Annotated in this window: 18 protein-coding genes; 12 read left to right on the top strand and 6 right to left on the bottom strand. The window is 40.9% G+C overall.

Annotated features, from left to right (window positions below; genetic code table 11):
• Positions 1-10 precede the first annotated feature (10 nt).
• The 6 genes from N8A89_RS17135 to N8A89_RS17110 all read right to left on the bottom strand — a co-directional run bounded on the left by N8A89_RS17135 (position 11) and on the right by N8A89_RS17110 (position 6,180).
• Positions 11-856, bottom strand: coding sequence for a substrate-binding domain-containing protein (locus N8A89_RS17135; RefSeq protein ID WP_281540301.1), 846 nt, complete (start codon positions 854-856; stop codon positions 11-13).
• On the bottom strand, positions 843-2,882 hold the full coding sequence (gene ppk1 / locus N8A89_RS17130) for a polyphosphate kinase 1 (RefSeq protein WP_281540300.1): 2,040 nt from the start codon (positions 2,880-2,882) through the stop codon (positions 843-845). Before ppk1 ends, N8A89_RS17135 begins: the two co-directional genes overlap by 14 nt.
• A gap of 96 nt (positions 2,883-2,978) precedes the next feature.
• Positions 2,979-3,854 (bottom strand): nucleoside phosphorylase, encoded by an 876-nt coding sequence (locus tag N8A89_RS17125; RefSeq protein WP_281540299.1) that lies wholly within the window; start codon positions 3,852-3,854, stop codon positions 2,979-2,981.
• A 1-nt stretch (position 3,855) separates the two neighbouring features.
• A complete protein-coding gene (locus N8A89_RS17120; protein WP_281540298.1) occupies positions 3,856-4,788 on the bottom strand; it encodes a DUF1835 domain-containing protein in 933 nt (310 codons plus the stop codon).
• 112 nt (positions 4,789-4,900) lie between these two features.
• Positions 4,901-5,227 (bottom strand): translation initiation factor, encoded by a 327-nt coding sequence (locus N8A89_RS17115; RefSeq protein WP_281540297.1) that lies wholly within the window; start codon positions 5,225-5,227, stop codon positions 4,901-4,903.
• A 2-nt stretch (positions 5,228-5,229) separates the two neighbouring features.
• Entirely contained in the window at positions 5,230-6,180 is a 951-nt protein-coding gene (locus tag N8A89_RS17110; protein WP_281540296.1) for an isopenicillin N synthase family dioxygenase, read from the bottom strand.
• A gap of 126 nt (positions 6,181-6,306) precedes the next feature.
• Between N8A89_RS17110 and N8A89_RS17105 the strand changes: the two genes are divergently transcribed.
• The 12 genes from N8A89_RS17105 to N8A89_RS17050 all read left to right on the top strand — a co-directional run bounded on the left by N8A89_RS17105 (position 6,307) and on the right by N8A89_RS17050 (position 16,121).
• Complete coding sequence (locus N8A89_RS17105; RefSeq protein ID WP_281540295.1) at positions 6,307-8,283, top strand: alpha-ketoacid dehydrogenase subunit alpha/beta; 1,977 nt, start codon at positions 6,307-6,309, stop codon at positions 8,281-8,283.
• 146 nt (positions 8,284-8,429) lie between these two features.
• On the top strand, positions 8,430-8,906 hold the full coding sequence (locus N8A89_RS17100; RefSeq protein ID WP_281540294.1) for a lipocalin family protein: 477 nt from the start codon (positions 8,430-8,432) through the stop codon (positions 8,904-8,906).
• 30 nt (positions 8,907-8,936) lie between these two features.
• The gene (locus N8A89_RS17095) at positions 8,937-9,632 is read left to right on the top strand and encodes a YiaD family glycine zipper/OmpA-like lipoprotein (protein WP_281540293.1); all 696 of its coding nucleotides are present in this window, start codon (positions 8,937-8,939) and stop codon (positions 9,630-9,632) included.
• 87 nt (positions 9,633-9,719) lie between these two features.
• Positions 9,720-10,844, top strand: coding sequence for an NAD(P)/FAD-dependent oxidoreductase (locus tag N8A89_RS17090; RefSeq protein WP_347343970.1), 1,125 nt, complete (start codon positions 9,720-9,722; stop codon positions 10,842-10,844).
• The gene (locus N8A89_RS17085) at positions 10,837-11,559 is read left to right on the top strand and encodes a methyltransferase domain-containing protein (protein WP_281540291.1); all 723 of its coding nucleotides are present in this window, start codon (positions 10,837-10,839) and stop codon (positions 11,557-11,559) included. Before N8A89_RS17090 ends, N8A89_RS17085 begins: the two co-directional genes overlap by 8 nt.
• On the top strand, positions 11,556-12,611 hold the full coding sequence (locus N8A89_RS17080; RefSeq protein WP_281540290.1) for a type III polyketide synthase: 1,056 nt from the start codon (positions 11,556-11,558) through the stop codon (positions 12,609-12,611). Before N8A89_RS17085 ends, N8A89_RS17080 begins: the two co-directional genes overlap by 4 nt.
• Before the next feature lie 27 nt (positions 12,612-12,638).
• Positions 12,639-13,418: an SDR family oxidoreductase gene (locus tag N8A89_RS17075; RefSeq protein WP_281540289.1), complete on the top strand. Its 780-nt coding sequence runs from the start codon at positions 12,639-12,641 to the stop codon at positions 13,416-13,418.
• 15 nt (positions 13,419-13,433) lie between these two features.
• Positions 13,434-13,874, top strand: a complete 441-nt coding sequence (locus N8A89_RS17070) for a 3-hydroxyacyl-ACP dehydratase FabZ family protein (protein WP_281540288.1) — start codon at positions 13,434-13,436, stop codon at positions 13,872-13,874.
• A 1-nt stretch (position 13,875) separates the two neighbouring features.
• Entirely contained in the window at positions 13,876-15,150 is a 1,275-nt protein-coding gene (locus tag N8A89_RS17065) for a beta-ketoacyl-[acyl-carrier-protein] synthase family protein (protein ID WP_289644646.1), read from the top strand.
• 39 nt (positions 15,151-15,189) lie between these two features.
• Positions 15,190-15,444 (top strand): acyl carrier protein, encoded by a 255-nt coding sequence (locus tag N8A89_RS17060; RefSeq protein WP_281540287.1) that lies wholly within the window; start codon positions 15,190-15,192, stop codon positions 15,442-15,444.
• 13 nt (positions 15,445-15,457) lie between these two features.
• The gene (locus tag N8A89_RS17055) at positions 15,458-15,688 is read left to right on the top strand and encodes a hypothetical protein (protein ID WP_281540286.1); all 231 of its coding nucleotides are present in this window, start codon (positions 15,458-15,460) and stop codon (positions 15,686-15,688) included.
• A complete protein-coding gene (locus tag N8A89_RS17050) occupies positions 15,681-16,121 on the top strand; it encodes a hypothetical protein (RefSeq protein ID WP_289644645.1) in 441 nt (146 codons plus the stop codon). Before N8A89_RS17055 ends, N8A89_RS17050 begins: the two co-directional genes overlap by 8 nt.
• Positions 16,122-16,130 lie beyond the last annotated feature (9 nt).

The following is a 16,130-nucleotide window of genomic DNA, read 5'->3' as shown; positions in this document are numbered from 1 at the left end:
TCAAGGTTGATTAATACAAGAAGGTTTCAGGTGGCAACTTTTCATTAATTAGTTCCAATTCTATAAGCGTTTCTTGTACTGCGGTCAAGGTGTCCACTGGAAGTTGTGACTGGCTCCACTGCGTGATACCCATCCATTGTTGGATATCTTCTAGCTGTTGCCCGTATCTGTTGGACAATGTGCGGTCTATACTGGGTATATTCCTAAACTCCAAGGTGTACATATTGATGATTTCCAGGATATGGTCTACAGTACTACCATTTTCTTTCAAGAATTTATTCGTCCCCACAAGCAAGAAACAGGGCCAAGGCGTTGGGCAATATCCCAATCTTCTAAAAACCCCTTGATCTACTAATGGTTTGGTAGTGAAATGTTCCCACATAAAATAATCGGCCTTTCCGGATGTAAGACCTTCTATGGCACCGTCTAGATTGTTGATGATTTCGAATTGTAATGTACTAGGATCCCAACCTTGATTCTTTGCATTTACATAGGCCATTAGATGACTGCCGCTTCCATAACGACTGATGGCCGCTTTAGTGCCCTTTAGGTCATCAATCGTGCTGTATTCGCTATTAGCCGCAACATGAATCCCCCAAAGCAATGGTGTGCCAATATACGTTTGTATAATTTTTGACGGGTTTCCCTCCGTAATACTTTTTATGATACCTTCCGTAAGAATAATAGCGAGGTCGGTTTCCCGTTTTTCCAATAATTGGCACATTTTTCCCGTTCCTTCGGGGATATCCCTCCATTGCAAATCTATTCCGCGTTCCGTAAAGGCACCTTCCTCTATGGGGAGATGCCATGGCAGGTTAAAATGTTCGGGGACTCCAATAATCCTAACTTTTTTCATCAATCTTTGCTTTTAGGTAATCATAAATGGCGTATTGCGACCTAATGGCAGGCTCTCCCTTGATTCGATTTACAAGTTGATTCGTATTCTCGTCATCTAGCACCCTCGCCTTAACGGTATCATTTAATTGTAAATTTAATATTGTTTTCAACTCACCAAACACTGCCTTATCCAAAATAGGGGTAAGCACCTCTATACGTCTGTCTAAATTACGAGTCATCCAATCCGCAGAGCCGATGTACATTTTTTCCTTTCCTCCATTCTCGAACAAATAAATCCGTCCATGCTCTAGGAAGCGGTCCACAATACTGGTGATGTGAGGGTACACCAAGTTTTCCTCCTTATCCAATGAACTGTTAAGGAAACAGCAGAAGCCGCGAACCAGAAGACGTACTTCCACGCCCGCCTCACAGGCCCTGTATAGGGCCGAAATCATTTCTTTATCCTCAAGGCTGTTCATTTTAGCGGTTATGCGCGCCGGTTCTCCTCGCTTTGCGGCATCGATTTCATTTTGAATAAGGTTCGTAAAAGTAGTCCTGGTCGTGAACGGAGAAACCAATAGCTTTTTTAGCTTGGGTATGATCAATTTGCGTTCCAATACCTCAAAAACCTGTTTTAAATCATTAGTGATTTTTTTATTCACCGTAAATAACCCATGGTCGCAGTAGATTCTAGCCGTTTTAGCATTAAAATTTCCGGTACCGATATAAGCGTAGCTCTGTAGGTCATCCTCCTCTTCCCGATCGATCATTAATATTTTGGAATGCACCTTTATATTGGGAACGCTGAAAATAACCTTAGCACCCTTCTCTTCAAATATACGACCCCATTTGATGTTGTTCTTCTCATCGAACCGTGCCTGTGCTTCTACGAACAAGGTCACTTGCTTTTTGTTTTCCAAGGCCTTGAGTAGCGCATCGGACAGGACGGAGATTTTCGCCATGCGATAAATCGTCATACGAATTTGGGTCACCTTAGGGTCTACTGCAGCTTTTTTGATAAAATTCTCCACCACATCAAATTCCTGATAAGGAAAGTGAATTAGTTGATCGTTACTTTTTATCGCCTCAAACATATCCTTTGTAAGGGACAACACGGGATGTTTTAATGGGGGTTTTTCCTCGTATTGTAAATGTGCTGTGCCCTCTGGTCTTGGAAAATCGAAAAAATCCGAAGAATTATGATATGCCGCACCTTTAAACAGGTCTAGTTCCGTGAGGTTTAGCACATCTTTTAATCGGTTCCGTAGCCAACTGGGCATATGGGCATCGTATAAGAGCCTTGTGGGCTGGCCCGACTTCCGCTTGTCCAGAGAGGCGTAAATCTTTTCTACAAGCGCATTATCCGTGTAGTCATCTTCCAGATAAAGTTCTGCATCCCTGGACATTTTAATCGCATAGCATCCGGTTACATGTTTATTTGGGAATAACTGGTCTATGTTGAACTTGATAATATCATCCAAATAAATAAATTGGTGGCCTGGACCTGGAATCGATTGAAATCTGGCTATTTTCTTTGAAGGGATTAAAACCAGACCAAAACTGTTGTCCGGATGGGCCACGGTGAGAAATAAATAACCGTCCTGGAGTTTAGAAACCGTGCTATCGTCTACAATTTCGCAATGGTGCCTTACTTCTTTTTGAAATAGTTCTTTGACATAGTCTCGCTGTTCCTGATTTAATTCGGTGATTTTTCTTATTTGGATATCGTGTTCTTTCAAAGCGGAGATGATATTGTCCAGCACGTCTCCAAAATGCTCCTGTTGTTGACTGATGATATGCAGAACCGTTTTTAAAGTCTTGTTCGCCTTGGACATTAGCTTTTTTCTCAATTTTTTCTTGATGCTCTTAATTTGACGGAGTTGCGAAACACGGACTTTAAAAAATTCGTCCAGGTTTGAAGAAAAAATCGCTAGAAACTTTAAGCGTTCCAGTAGGGGAGTGGATTCATTTTCGGCTTCCAACAGGACTCTTTCGTTGAAAAAGAGCCAATTGATATCCCGATGCTTGAATTCGTTTCTTTTCATGGAAAAATTTCATCAAAAATAGCTAATCTTCAAATAAGAATCATCAACAGCTAGTTATGTAAACGTGGATAATAAAATTTAAAGATTGAGTGATGCCTAAGTGTGTTTTGTTATCCGTTCTAAAGTGAACTGGATAAGGTCGGATACGGATTTTGGTGGATTTTTTGAGAACTCCCCCGTGGCCCTATTGGCCAAGATACAATTCAAGGACACCGCTTCGTGACCTAACAGTTTTGAAAGTGCATAAATCCCTGATGTTTCCATTTCCAGGTTGGTAATCTGCCTATTTTCATAACTGAAGCGGCCAATTTTTTGAATGAACTCCCCATCGCTAGAAGCAAGTCTTAGTCGCCTTCCCTGTGGTCCGTAAAACCCTGTACTAGTGGCAGTAAAGCCTAATCGTATATGATTGTCGATAAAATGTGAGCCCAGATTTTTGGAAAATTCAGTGATGTAAGGCCGTGCTTTGGAAGGGGACCAGTCCGTTTGTTCCATAAAGGCATCCTCCATTTGGGAATGTAGGTTATTTTCGTTTTTGTAGAAGTGTAGAAGTCCATCAAACCCGATGGAATATTGACTCATAAGAAAGGAGTCGACCGGAATATCCTTCTGTATGGCTCCCGAAGTGCCGACACGCACAATTTGTAATCGTATACGATTTTGGTTAATGGTTCTGGTTTTAAAATCGATGTTAACGAGGGCATCCAGCTCGTTCAGAACAATGTCAATATTGTCAGTTCCAATTCCAGTGGATATGACACTTAAACGTTTGCCATTTAGACGACCCGTATGCGTCAAAAACTCCCGCTTCCCTTTCCGAATTTCTACGGAGTCAAAATGCTTCGAAACTTCTAGCACCCTGTCGGGGTCACCGACGGTAATAATGATGTGTGCTATATCAGTTGGAAGAAGGTTGAGGTGGTAAATACTGCCATCAGCATTTAGAATAAGCTCAGAGGGGCTTAATTGCATGCTATAATTTAAGAATGCGGTTGGATTCCGTGTTGTAAAGGAAGTTATACTTTAACGACCCTCCTAAATAGACATCGTTATCCTTAATGCAGGAGTAATAGCTAGTTTTGCCTTCTAAGATTTCCTTACCCTTTTTAGATAGGCGGACTGGATTAAAATTGGTAAACAGGGGCTTGAGCCTACTCAATGCGCGCTCATGTTGAGTGTCACCAAAGCCAAGATTACCTTGGTTACGTAAAATGGCACCCAGAAACTCACCCTTGGAACCTGGTTTTTTTTCATTGCCCAATCTTAGAATGTTGTTTTCCATTTCATTCAAGCCATTGGCTATACTAGGAAACCTTCTTAAATGGGATTTTACGGCATCGCCCAGATAATCGAACTGAAAGTCCTCATAATCGGATAGATTTTCCAAACGGATCGGATTGTTACTGCAATATAGTTGCCATACATAATCCGCATATTCAATATCATCTTGGGAAAGTACCTTTTTGTTGCGGTAGAGTGAAAGTAATTGTTCGTCCGTTAACTCGTTTAAACCGTAAAGTTGGTCACTTTCATCCTCTTTTCCACTGCAAACCAATGAAATTTCGGCATATTTCCTATTCGCCAACAACCAACTTATGACCGCTAACATATTTACTTGGCAAAACAGGTCGTATTCAAACCAAAGAACTATCTGATCCTGTTGTTTATGGTTACAAAGCGATCGGTATTCTTTTAGAGTCTTTTCTATGAACCAGGATTTAGAAACTTTGTAGTTCTTGTGCAGAAATTCGTAGCGTTTCTTCCAAAAGGACTCACTGCCCACATTTGTTAGGGTTTCTCCTTCACAAAGCATTTCACGCCAAGTAATGACATCCCCTTTTAAATTTAAGTTGCCAAGACGTTTTGTAAAACTGTCTCCATTCGTAATATGCAGAAGGGAACTCATTTCCAGTGTCGTTTAGGTTCTGACTTATAAAAGTAACATTAAATAGAAAAAAACAAAATAATTTAACAGAAATCAACGCAACCCGTTCGAATTGATTTTATTTCTAAGGGATTCATCCTCCGACCCTTTTAACATTAAACCCTTTGGCCTTCAAAATTTCCATGATTTTATCTCGATAATCACCCTGAATTATAATCTTATCATCCTTAAAACTACCGCCCACACTTAATTTGGTCTTTAGTTCTTTAGCAAGCTTTTTAAAATCCGAATCCGCACCGGTGTATCCCTCCAAAATAGTGATAGGTTTTCCTTTTCGCTTTTCATATTTACACAGAATAGGATCTTCTTGGAGCCAAACGTTCGCTTTCTTTTCCGTTTTAGGAATTTCTTCCGGAGTATGGTCCGGAAACAGGTTCTTGAGTTGGTCTTGTAGGTCCATTCCTATTGCTTTATCAGTCCTAATTCAATAAGCCGTTCATGAAGAAATTCGCCGGCCGTGATATCCTCAAATTGTTTGGGATGTTCCTCATCGACACAATTTTCCAGACAGTTCAACGGCATTTCACTAATAGGGTGCATAAAGAACGGCACGGAATATCTAGAGGTTCCCCACAATTCTTTGGGCGGATTAACCACTTGATGTATGGTAGACTTCAATTTATTATTGCTTAGTCGGGACAGCATATCCCCGACATTGATCATGAGCTGGTCGGGCCTTGCAATAGCATCAATCCATTCTCCCTTATGGTTTTTGACCTGTAAACCCTTTCCGTGAGCACCCATTAATAAAGTAATAAGATTGATGTCCCCATGAGCAGCCGCGCGAACGGCGTTCTTGGGTTCCGACGTAATAGGCGGATAGTGAATGGGCCGTAAAATGGAGTTTCCATTGGTGATAAATTCGTCAAAATAGGTTTCCTCCAATTCTAAATGCAGCGCCAAAGCACGTAAAACATAGCGAGCCGTTTTTTCCAGCATCTTAAAGGTCTCTTTTCCCACCTCGTTGAACTTTGGAAGCTCCTTTACGAAAACGTTATCTGGGTATTCTGCTTCTAGTTTCGGATTGTCCGTTACGTATTGTCCAAAATGCCAAAACTCCTTTAAATCGCCCTCTTTCCTGCCTTTTGCATGTTCCTTTCCGAAGGAAGTGTACCCACGCTGTCCTCCAATTCCTTCAATTTCGTAACTATCCTTTACTTCTTGTGGCAAATCAAAGAATTTTTTGATTTCCGCATAGAGATCTTCCACCAATTCTTCCGATAGAAAGTGGCCGCTCAAAGCAACAAAACCAATTTCCTCAAAAGCTTTACCAATTTCATCAATAAACTGCTGTTTTCTTTTTGGGTTTCCCGAGATAAAATCGGAAAGGTCTACACTAGGTACCAAACTCATACTGCTTTTTTAACTATTTACGTAAAATTACGAATTATTGCTTAGTTGGTGTGCAGTTGCACAATTATTGCTAACATGGTTTTTTGTTACATTTACATCGGCTTATAAATAAAGCTTTTTATACCCATGGACTACAGTAATTTTCAAATAGCGGATGATATAAAGTTGAAGCTTTATACGGCTATGTTAAAGCCGCGGATGATAGAGGAAAAAATGTTGATTCTGCTGCGGCAGGGTAAGATTTCCAAATGGTTCAGTGGTATTGGTCAAGAAGCTATTTCGGTAGGTATTGCCACCGCTTTGGAATCCGATGAGTATATTTTACCGATGCACCGAAATCTAGGGGTTTTTACCACCCGCAGTATCCCATTGTACCGTCTTTTTGCGCAGTGGCAGGGAAAAGAAAGTGGTTTTACCAAGGGTAGGGATCGGAGTTTTCATTTTGGCACCCAGGAGTACAAAATTATAGGCATGATATCGCATTTGGGTCCGCAACTTGGCGTAGCCGATGGCATAGCATTGGCCCATAAACTTAGGAAAGAGCAAAAGGTTACCGCCGTCTTTACTGGGGAAGGAGCAACGAGCGAAGGAGATTTTCACGAAGCGCTTAACGTAGCTGCAGTTTGGGATTTACCAGTCTTGTTTTGTATAGAAAACAACGGCTATGGGCTGTCCACCCCAACAGATGAGCAATTTAAATGTAAGGATTTAGCTGATAAGGGCATAGGGTATGGTATGGAATCCCATATCATTGAAGGGAACAACATCCTTGAAGTGTATACCAAGGTGGACGAGTTGTGCGTGGACATGCGTAAAAATCCCAGACCCGTGTTACTCGAATTCAAGACCTTTCGCATGCGCGGTCATGAAGAAGCGAGTGGTACAAAATATGTTCCGCAAAATCTTATGGATACCTGGGCTGAAAAGGACCCTCTGGATAATTATTCTGCATACTTAAGGGAAACTGGATTGTTGTCCGAAACCGCGGAACAGGACTATCGGGAAGCAATTACAGAAGAAATAGAATTAAATCTTCAAAAAGCATTCGATGAAGCGCCCATTACTGTTGACGTAACCAAAGAATTAAACGAAGTATATTATGATTTTGAATATCAGGAGGTTAAACCTGTTATTCATAAAAAAAATATTCGACTTATTGATGCGATTTCAGATGGCTTTCGAGGTGCGATGGAAAAGCACGATAACCTTGTAATTATGGGTCAGGATGTAGCCGAATACGGTGGGGTATTTAAGATTACAGAAGGTTTTGTGGAAGCTTTTGGTAAGGAACGTGTAAGGAATACACCCATCTGTGAATCGGCCATCGTGTCCGCCGCTATGGGACTTTCCATTAATGGCATGAAGGCCGTAATGGAAATGCAGTTCGCAGATTTTGCGAGTAGTGGTTTTAATCCTATTGTTAATTACTTGGCAAAAACCCATTACCGTTGGGGTGAAAAGGTAGATGTGGTTATTCGCATGCCTTGTGGGGGAGGTGTAGCCGCAGGGCCGTTCCATTCCCAGACCAATGAAGCTTGGTTCACGAAGACTCCTGGGCTTAAGGTAGTTTACCCTGCTTTTCCAGAAGATGCCAAAGGATTGCTGGCAACGGCCATAGACGACCCTAATCCTGTGCTTTTCTTTGAACATAAGGGCTTGTACAGAAGTGTTTACCAAGATGTTCCCACCAATGCTTATAATTTACCTTTCGGGAAGGCAAATCTTTTAAAAGAAGGCTCGGAAATTACCATTGTGAGTTATGGTGCAGGTGTGCATTGGGCTTTGGGTACGTTAAACGAACTTACCGAGATTAAAGCGGACCTTTTGGATTTAAGGACACTACAACCCTTGGATATGGAAAGTATATATGCCTCCGTTAAAAAAACCGGTAAGTTAATTATACTTCAAGAAGATAGTCTTTTTGGCGGGGTCGCCAGTGATATTTCCGCTTTGGTCATGGAAAACTGTTTTGAATATCTCGATGGTCCCATAAAAAGGGTAGCCAGCCTGGAAACGCCTATTCCTTTCAACGCTGACTTGGAAAAAAATTACCTTCCGAAGGATAGGTTTCAAAAAGAACTAAAGGAATTGATTGCCTATTAGTGTATCCATCAACTATAATACTGAAAGAGCTAAACCAAAAAGATAATAATCTTCAACTTTGCAACACTATTAAAAGAATATTGAAACTTCCCGTCCAATTATGGAAAGTGAACGTATATAGTGTTAACCATTAAATCAAATTAATAATGAGAAAAATAATTTTGCTTGCAAGTGCTTTGATGCTTATCGTATCATCATGCGCAATATCAAAAGATGCTAGAGGTAAAAGAAACATGTTAAGCGGTTCTTGGACTTTGAACGATATTTCTTTTGCAAATAATGCCGGAAACTTTAAAGCTGTGCTATTCAACGACGCTGAAGATATTTGTCTTGAGGGTAGTGATTGGTTTTTTAGGGACAATAACAGTACCGGACGCTATACTATAAGTCCCTCTACACTATGTAACGCCGGAGACCGCTTTATAAGATGGTCTGTAGTAGAGCAAGGAGGTACAAGTCAATTACAATTTAAGTTTATTGACGAAAAGAGAAATGATATATCCGGTGGTGTCGGATACCGTTTGAATATCGAAACACTCACCGAACAAGCCATGAGGTTAAAGTCCTTTGTAAATGTGGACGGTGAAAACGTTACGGTCATATATGATTTTACAAAAAAATAATAGAAACCTACTTTAAATAAAAACAATAACATGAAAACAAGAATAATAAAGAATACGAGTTATTTATTGACCTTGGCTTTAGTAATGAGCTGTAGTACGGTTAAAAATGCCAATAAAACGCAAAAAGGAGCTGTTATAGGTGCCACAGGAGGTGCTGTAATCGGTGGTGTCATCGGGAACAACGTCGGAAGTGGAAACAATACGGCACTCGGCGCAATCTTGGGCGCTGCCATAGGTGGAGCTGCGGGTGGATACATTGGAAATAGAATGGACCGTCAAGCGGAGCGTATAGAGGAAGAGATTCCAGGTGCCGAAGTAAAAAGAGTAGGTGAAGGGATAAACGTAACATTTACGCAAGATGCGGGCGTTTACTTTGATACCAACAAATCCAATGTTAAAGGTGCCTCGGCAACTACTTTAGATAAATTAGCGGGTATTTTTAAAGAATACCCTAATTCCAATATTTTAGTAGAAGGTCATACCGATAGTGCCGGTCCAGATGACTATAACATGAATCTCTCGAAACAACGAGCGGAATCGGTTACCAATTATCTGATATCCAAAAATTTGTCTCCTACTAGGTTTACCACGAAATGGTACGGGGAAGCACAGCCTGTAGGTGATAATAGCACCACAGAGGGTAAAGCTAAAAACCGTAGGGTAGAGCTTGCCATTGTAGCCAGCGAAGAGTTGAAAGAGGAAGCTGTGCAAAAGACAAAAGGATAATTTGAACGATTAATTCCTTAAGCTTAAAAATTATCCCTGCTATTGCAGGGATTTTTTTTGGAATGGTGTAACTTCCCGTAAGTGAAAATGTATGATGTAATCATAGTGGGAGGAGGTTTGGCAGGGCTAACGGCAGCCATAGATTTATCGCGTTATGGATACGAAATCCTGGTCTTTGAAACTAATCCTTATCCTCATCACAAAGTATGCGGCGAATACGTCTCTCAGGAAGTAACACCCTATTTAAAAGGTCTTGGTATAGACCTCGAAGCCGAAGGGGCAGTAAAAATCTCTAATTTTGAAATGAGCACGGTCGACGGTAAAAAAGTAACTACCAGGCTTTCTATGGGGGGGTTGGGGATAAGCAGGTACGCCTTTGATTATTTACTGTACGAAAGAGCAAAAGAGCAAGGCGTGACCTTTAATTTTACAAAGGTCCAAGACATCAAATTTCAAAATGACGATTTTCAGGTTAATTGTCAGGAAAGGATATCCTATAAAGCCAAAATAGTAATAGGAGCCTACGGAAAGCGTTCGGGCCTGGATAAAAGCCTACAAAGGGATTTTATGACAAGGAAACACTCTTGGCTTGCCGTGAAGGAGCATTATAGGAATGATAAGTTCCCAGAAAATTTAGTTGCCTTGCATAATTTTGAAGGTGGTTATGGTGGATTATCAAAAACAGAGACAGGCGATGTAAATTTTTGTTATTTGGTCCATTATAATAGTTTTAAAAAATATACGGATATTCAGGACTTCAACTTGAAAGTAGTATCAAAAAACAGATATCTGAAAGAATTTTTAGGCGAATCGGAGCCTATTTTCGAAAAGCCACTATCTATAGCTCAAATCTCTTTTGAGAAAAAGCAGCCTATCGTCAATCATATTCTCATGTGTGGGGATACGGCTGGGTTAATACATCCCTTATGCGGAAACGGTATGGCAATGGCCATTCATAGCGCAAAACTTGCTGCTTTCAGTATTCGAAAGTATTTGGATAATACCGATTTTGATCGGTTGACCATGGAAAAGGAATACACTGCTGCTTGGAATAGGACTTTTAGGAATAGACTATGGATTGGACGCAAATTACAACATGTTTTGCTGAATCGAAATTGGATGAATGCTGCCTTGAGGACTTCATTATTTTCGGAGCGACTGTTAAAATCGGTTATCGCCAGAACGCACGGAAAACCCATACACTATGATTGATTTTACAAAGCGTCATGATGGTCTGGAAATCATGGATAACTTTCAAGATAGCCGTGCTGACCTTCCATATATTTTTAAGGACATAAATCGAGTAAATCATATACTTGGCGGGAATGATATCACGGTGAACGCTGTATTCAAGCTGATTGGAGAGGTTTCCAGAGAATCGTATACGATTTTGGACATGGGGTGTGGTGACGGATATATGCTTAAAACACTTGCGGTAGAGGCACGGAAACGTAATATTCCAATATCGTTCATCGGTGTAGATTTAAATGGCGATGCATTGACACTGGCACGCCAAGAAACAGCGGATTTTCCTGAGATTAGCTATACAAAAAAGGATATTTTGGGAGCTGATTTTTCCGATTTCAATTGCGATATCGTAATTACAACTTTAACCATGCATCACTTTGAAAATGAGGAAATTTTATCATTCTTAAAGCGCTTTATACAACTGGCGACTATTGGAGTGGTCATAAACGACCTTGAACGAAGTGTCTTGGCTTATTATTTGTTTCAGGTTTTTGGGCTTATTTTTATCAAAACAAAAGTAGCTAAGATAGACGGGTCTATATCCATAAGAAAAGGCTTTAAAAGGGAAGAGTTGGAACTGTTGGCAAAGAAAATTCCCGATGTGTCACATGAAATCAAATGGAAATGGGCCTTTAGATATGTATGGATCATGAGAAAAAGGCGACTTACGAATATATGAGCAAAACGAAAATTGTAGCGGTAACGAAAGAGCTGCCGGAGCATTGTAGATATACCAAGGACATCATACCTTTTGTGGACGTTTGGCTTCAAGGACAAGAAGAACGGTTTAAAAGAAAGGTGGTAAAAATCTTCGAAGGTGCTGCGGTTGACAAGCGTTACGGCATAATGCCCATTGAGGAAGTGTTTCTGTCTACCTCTTTTGAGGATAAGAATGCTATTTACGTTAGGGAGTCTAAAAAATTAGGTACTGCTGTTTTGCAGCGTGCACTAAAAAAGGCGAAGTGGGCACCGGAATCCTTGGATTATATAATAACAGTTAGTTGTACGGGTATCATGATTCCGTCCTTAGACGCTTATCTTATTAATGGATTGGATTTACGAAAGGATATTGTAAGGCTGCCGGTAACTGAAATGGGCTGTGCTGCGGGAGTCTCGGGACTTATTTACGCCCATAACTTTTTAAAGTCAAATCCCAATAAAAGAATTGCGCTCGTCGCCGTAGAGAGTCCTACGGCTACTTTTCAACAGAACGATTATTCCATGGCGAATATGGTCAGTGCCGCGATATTTGGGGATGGGGCGGCCTGTGTACTGTTGTCGTCAGAGGAGGAGGCCACTGGCCCCCACATTATTGGAGAGGAGATGTACCATTTTAAGGATGCTACCCACTTAATGGGTTTTGATTTGACCAACCATGGCTTGAAAATGATATTAGATCCCGTGGTGCCTGAGACCATTGCGGAACACTTTCCGGAGATCGTACATCCTTTTTTAGAAAAATTTGAAAGTGATATTTCCCAAGTAGACCATTTAATATTTCATCCCGGCGGTAAAAAAATCGTGCAAACCGTAGAAGAGCTCTTTGGTAAGCTGGGGAAGAATATAGACGACACAAGAGCTGTGTTACAGTTATATGGAAATATGAGTAGCGCTACAGTTTTATATGTGTTGGAACGCTTTTTGGAAAAAGATATACCGCAGGGAGAACAGGGGCTTGTTTTAAGCTTTGGACCTGGCTTTTCGGCACAACGCGTATTATTGGAATGGTAGTTGAATTCTTAAACCAGTAAAATTAAAATGAGCAAAAATTGGGCCTTGATTTTAGGAGGAAGCAACGGGCTGGGCTTAGCGACTGCCAAAAAGCTGGGGCGGCATGGTTATCATATCTTCATCGTACACAGGGATAGGCGTTCTGATGCGGAGGCGATTGAATCTGCCTTTGAAGAAATTAGAAACTTTGGTGTTCAGGTTAAAACGTTCAATGCGGATGCGCTCAATTCCGATAAAAGGAGTGAGTTGATTCAAGAAATGAGCGAAGTACTCCCAAAAGACCACAAAATATCGGTGCTTGTACATAGTATTGCCAAAGGGAGTCTAAAGCCTATGTACAGTGAAACCAATAGCACTTTATCCGATCAAGATTTCAAGATTACTTTTGAGGCGATGGCTTTAAGCCTATATGATTGGACAAAAGCATTGGTACAAGCAGGATTATTTTCAAAAGATTCACGAATTATATCTTTTACCAGTGAAGGGAATACCAAGGCCATGCCCAATTATGGAGCCGTTTCCGTTGCAAAAGTAGCTTTGGAAGCACTAACCCGGAATATAGCGCTTGAATTTGCCCCGATGGGAATTAAGGCCAATTGTATCCAAGCCGGTATCACCTTGACCAAATCTTTTCAAATGATTCCCGGACAAGAGAAAATTAAGGAACACGCCTTAAAACGTAATCCAAGCGGACGCCTCACTACACCAGAAGATGTGGCAAATGCAGTCTATTTACTAACAAGGGAAGAGGCCAAATGGATTACAGGGACCGTTATCAAAGTAGACGGGGGCGAAAGTTTAAGATAGGTTAGCGAAATGCGTATGGATTCGAAGTCTCTTTTGACATATTTACCCTATCAAAATCCTTTTCTTTTTGTAGATGAGCTAGTACATGTGGATGAATCGGGGGCAAAGGGCAATTTTACCTTTCGTGAGGATTTAGACTTTTACAAGGGACATTTTAAAGGAAATCCGGTTACGCCAGGGGTTATTTTAACCGAGTGTTGTGCTCAAATTGGTCTGGTCTGTTTGGGACTGTTTATTTTAAAAGAGGAAAAAATAAACCTGGAAAAAGTGAAAATAGGCCTAAGCAGTTCTCAAATGGAATTTCTAAAACCAGTCTTTCCGAGAGAAAAAGTGACGGTTACCTCCACAAAATTATATTACAGGTTTAATAAGCTTAAATGTGAGGTTAAAATGCACAATGCTTCAGGCGATCTGCTGTGCAAGGGCATAATTGCCGGAATGGTAGGAATTAAATAAGATGGGAAAACGTGTAGTTATTACAGGATTAGGAGTCTGTGCACCGAACGGCGTAGGCATAAAAGACTTTACCCAAGCTTTGACCGACGGTAAATCCGGGATACGGCATCACTCACAACTGGAACAATTAAATTTTGGCTGTCAAGTCGCTGCAGAGCCATTGATTAGGGATAATGTATTAAACAATTACTTCACTCCACTACAACAGCGTGGATTGAATGCTTCGGGACTGGTTTACGGCGTTATAGCAGGAGTCGACGCATGGAAAGATGCAGGTCTTTCAGCTAATACTTCATCCGAGCCTTTTTGGGACTACGGTGTAATCTTCGGTACAGGTATTCTTGGTGTGGACAAGTTTAGGGAATCCATCTATCTGGTGGATGAAAAAAATGTCAGGCGTTTGGGAAGTACCACGGTAATACAGACGATGGCTAGTGGTATTAGCGCTTATTTAGGTGGTATTCTGGGCTGCGGTAATCAGGTTACAACCAATTCATCTGCATGTACGACCGGCACAGAAGGTATTTTGATGGCTTTTGAGCGCATTTCCAACGGAAAGGCAGAAATTGTGCTTACGGGGAGTTGTAGCGATAGTGGGCCTTATGTATGGGGCGGATTTGATGCTATGCGGATACTTCCTAGAAATTTCAACGACCAACCTACTAAGGCAAGCCGACCTATGAGTGCAACTGCTAGCGGTTTTGTACCTGGGAGTGGAGCAGGGGCATTGGTGCTTGAATCCTTGGAAAGTGCAAAAAAAAGGGGAGCTAAAATTTACGGAGAGGTATTGGGGGGCGAGATAAATAGTGGTGGACAAATGGGCGAAGGTTCCATGACGGCACCCAACAGCATTGCAGTGCAACGTTGTATCCGCAATGCGGTGATAAATTCCGGAATAGCGGCCGAGGATATTGATGTTATCAATGGTCATTTAACCGCTACGGTAAAAGATTCCCTAGAAATTAAGAATTGGAGCGTTGCTTTGGGTCGTAGTGGTACAGATTTTCCCTATATTAATTCTTTTAAGGGAATGATCGGGCATTGTTTAGCTGCAGCCGGAAGTATCGAATGTGTTGCCGCTGTTTTGCAGTTTGAGGAGGGAATGGTTTTCGGTAATGTTAACTGTGACGATGTGCATCCGGAAATAAGCGCCATGGTTGCTAACCATAAGATTCCGCAGAAAACGATTCCTTATAGACCCAAAGTCATTGCTAAGGCCAGTTTTGGTTTTGGAGATGTAAACGCATGTGTTATTTTTGCTGCTTTTAACGACTGATTCTTCATCAGTAAATCCTAGCATAATCCACAATTAATAATGAACGAAGAACACTACAATAAGCTTAAGGGAATTATTAAAATATACCTTCCGGAGGATGTTTCCGTAGATGAGGTTTCACCTGAGAGCGATTTCCTTAATGAGCTGAATATCAATTCGGCTAACCTAGTGGATATTGTCCTGGACGTGGAGGATGCCTTTGACATTCGTTTGGAAAACGAGGACATGGACCAAATGGTTACGGTTAAGGATGCCTTAAAAATTATTGACACAAAACTTACCGGTAAGTTATAAATCTAGTACTGCCATGGAGCGGAAAAAACTTCGAAAGAAATGGTTGTTTATGGGTGGAATAGGGGCCTCCCTCTTCGGTTTTGGTCTGTGCTGTCTTGTCGAAAGCGGTTTTCTAAAATATGGAGACGCCCCTTGGTATCAATGGGTGCTTGCCGGAACAGTTTCCCTTTGCATAGTAATGTTTGGTCTTATACTACTACTAAAAGCAAGTAGTTTAGAAAACCAACTCAAGAAAAATGATTGAATTTCTGAAATGGGCCAGAGTAAAATTCAACGTTGATAGCAAGTTGATTTTAATCTATTGTGTTGTCTATTTTTTATGGGGCATGATTATGAACTGGTTCGGCACCCAAATGGAAATTGCAAAGTTCACTTATTGGTGGCAGGTGGTAACCTGTTACCTGCTGTATATGGTACCTATTTCCCTATTACTTAGAAAACTTCCTTTTCATACGCAATATGCTTATGGCCTAATAGCTATGGGCCTATTGGAATTTGGAGGATACGCTTTAGAAACGTCGTACGCGTATCCCAACAATCTATTAGATCAATTTTTTGGGTTACGTACGTTCGCGCTGGGAATGGCCTTATTTTTTGCGTTGTATTTCCCTTTGGGAAATTGGCTAGTCGAAAAAATCTATCATACCGTTTTCAGAAAAAAAATAATAGATAAGTAAATCAAAGTT

The sequence above is a fragment of the Maribacter aestuarii genome (assembly GCF_027474845.2).
GTDB classification, from domain to species: domain Bacteria; phylum Bacteroidota; class Bacteroidia; order Flavobacteriales; family Flavobacteriaceae; genus Maribacter; species Maribacter aestuarii.
Note: the sequence above shows the minus strand (reverse complement) of the source record. Positions and strands in the feature narration are given on the sequence as shown.

Bases quoted from the DNA above. Each gene is read 5' to 3' on its own strand.
- N8A89_RS17135 (WP_281540301.1), bottom strand. From the start codon at position 856: ATGAAAAAAGTTAGGATTATTGGAGTCCCCGAACATTTTAACCTGCCA.
- ppk1 (WP_281540300.1), bottom strand. From the start codon at position 2,882: ATGAAAAGAAACGAATTCAAGCATCGGGATATCAATTGGCTCTTTTTC.
- N8A89_RS17125 (WP_281540299.1), bottom strand. From the start codon at position 3,854: ATGCAATTAAGCCCCTCTGAGCTTATTCTAAATGCTGATGGCAGTATT.
- N8A89_RS17120 (WP_281540298.1), bottom strand. From the start codon at position 4,788: ATGAGTTCCCTTCTGCATATTACGAATGGAGACAGTTTTACAAAACGT.
- N8A89_RS17115 (WP_281540297.1), bottom strand. From the start codon at position 5,227: ATGGACCTACAAGACCAACTCAAGAACCTGTTTCCGGACCATACTCCG.
- N8A89_RS17110 (WP_281540296.1), bottom strand. From the start codon at position 6,180: ATGAGTTTGGTACCTAGTGTAGACCTTTCCGATTTTATCTCGGGAAAC.
- N8A89_RS17105 (WP_281540295.1), top strand. From the start codon at position 6,307: ATGGACTACAGTAATTTTCAAATAGCGGATGATATAAAGTTGAAGCTT.
- N8A89_RS17100 (WP_281540294.1), top strand. From the start codon at position 8,430: ATGAGAAAAATAATTTTGCTTGCAAGTGCTTTGATGCTTATCGTATCA.
- N8A89_RS17095 (WP_281540293.1), top strand. From the start codon at position 8,937: ATGAAAACAAGAATAATAAAGAATACGAGTTATTTATTGACCTTGGCT.
- N8A89_RS17090 (WP_347343970.1), top strand. From the start codon at position 9,720: ATGTATGATGTAATCATAGTGGGAGGAGGTTTGGCAGGGCTAACGGCA.
- N8A89_RS17085 (WP_281540291.1), top strand. From the start codon at position 10,837: ATGATTGATTTTACAAAGCGTCATGATGGTCTGGAAATCATGGATAAC.
- N8A89_RS17080 (WP_281540290.1), top strand. From the start codon at position 11,556: ATGAGCAAAACGAAAATTGTAGCGGTAACGAAAGAGCTGCCGGAGCAT.
- N8A89_RS17075 (WP_281540289.1), top strand. From the start codon at position 12,639: ATGAGCAAAAATTGGGCCTTGATTTTAGGAGGAAGCAACGGGCTGGGC.
- N8A89_RS17070 (WP_281540288.1), top strand. From the start codon at position 13,434: ATGGATTCGAAGTCTCTTTTGACATATTTACCCTATCAAAATCCTTTT.
- N8A89_RS17065 (WP_289644646.1), top strand. From the start codon at position 13,876: ATGGGAAAACGTGTAGTTATTACAGGATTAGGAGTCTGTGCACCGAAC.
- N8A89_RS17060 (WP_281540287.1), top strand. From the start codon at position 15,190: ATGAACGAAGAACACTACAATAAGCTTAAGGGAATTATTAAAATATAC.
- N8A89_RS17055 (WP_281540286.1), top strand. From the start codon at position 15,458: ATGGAGCGGAAAAAACTTCGAAAGAAATGGTTGTTTATGGGTGGAATA.
- N8A89_RS17050 (WP_289644645.1), top strand. From the start codon at position 15,681: ATGATTGAATTTCTGAAATGGGCCAGAGTAAAATTCAACGTTGATAGC.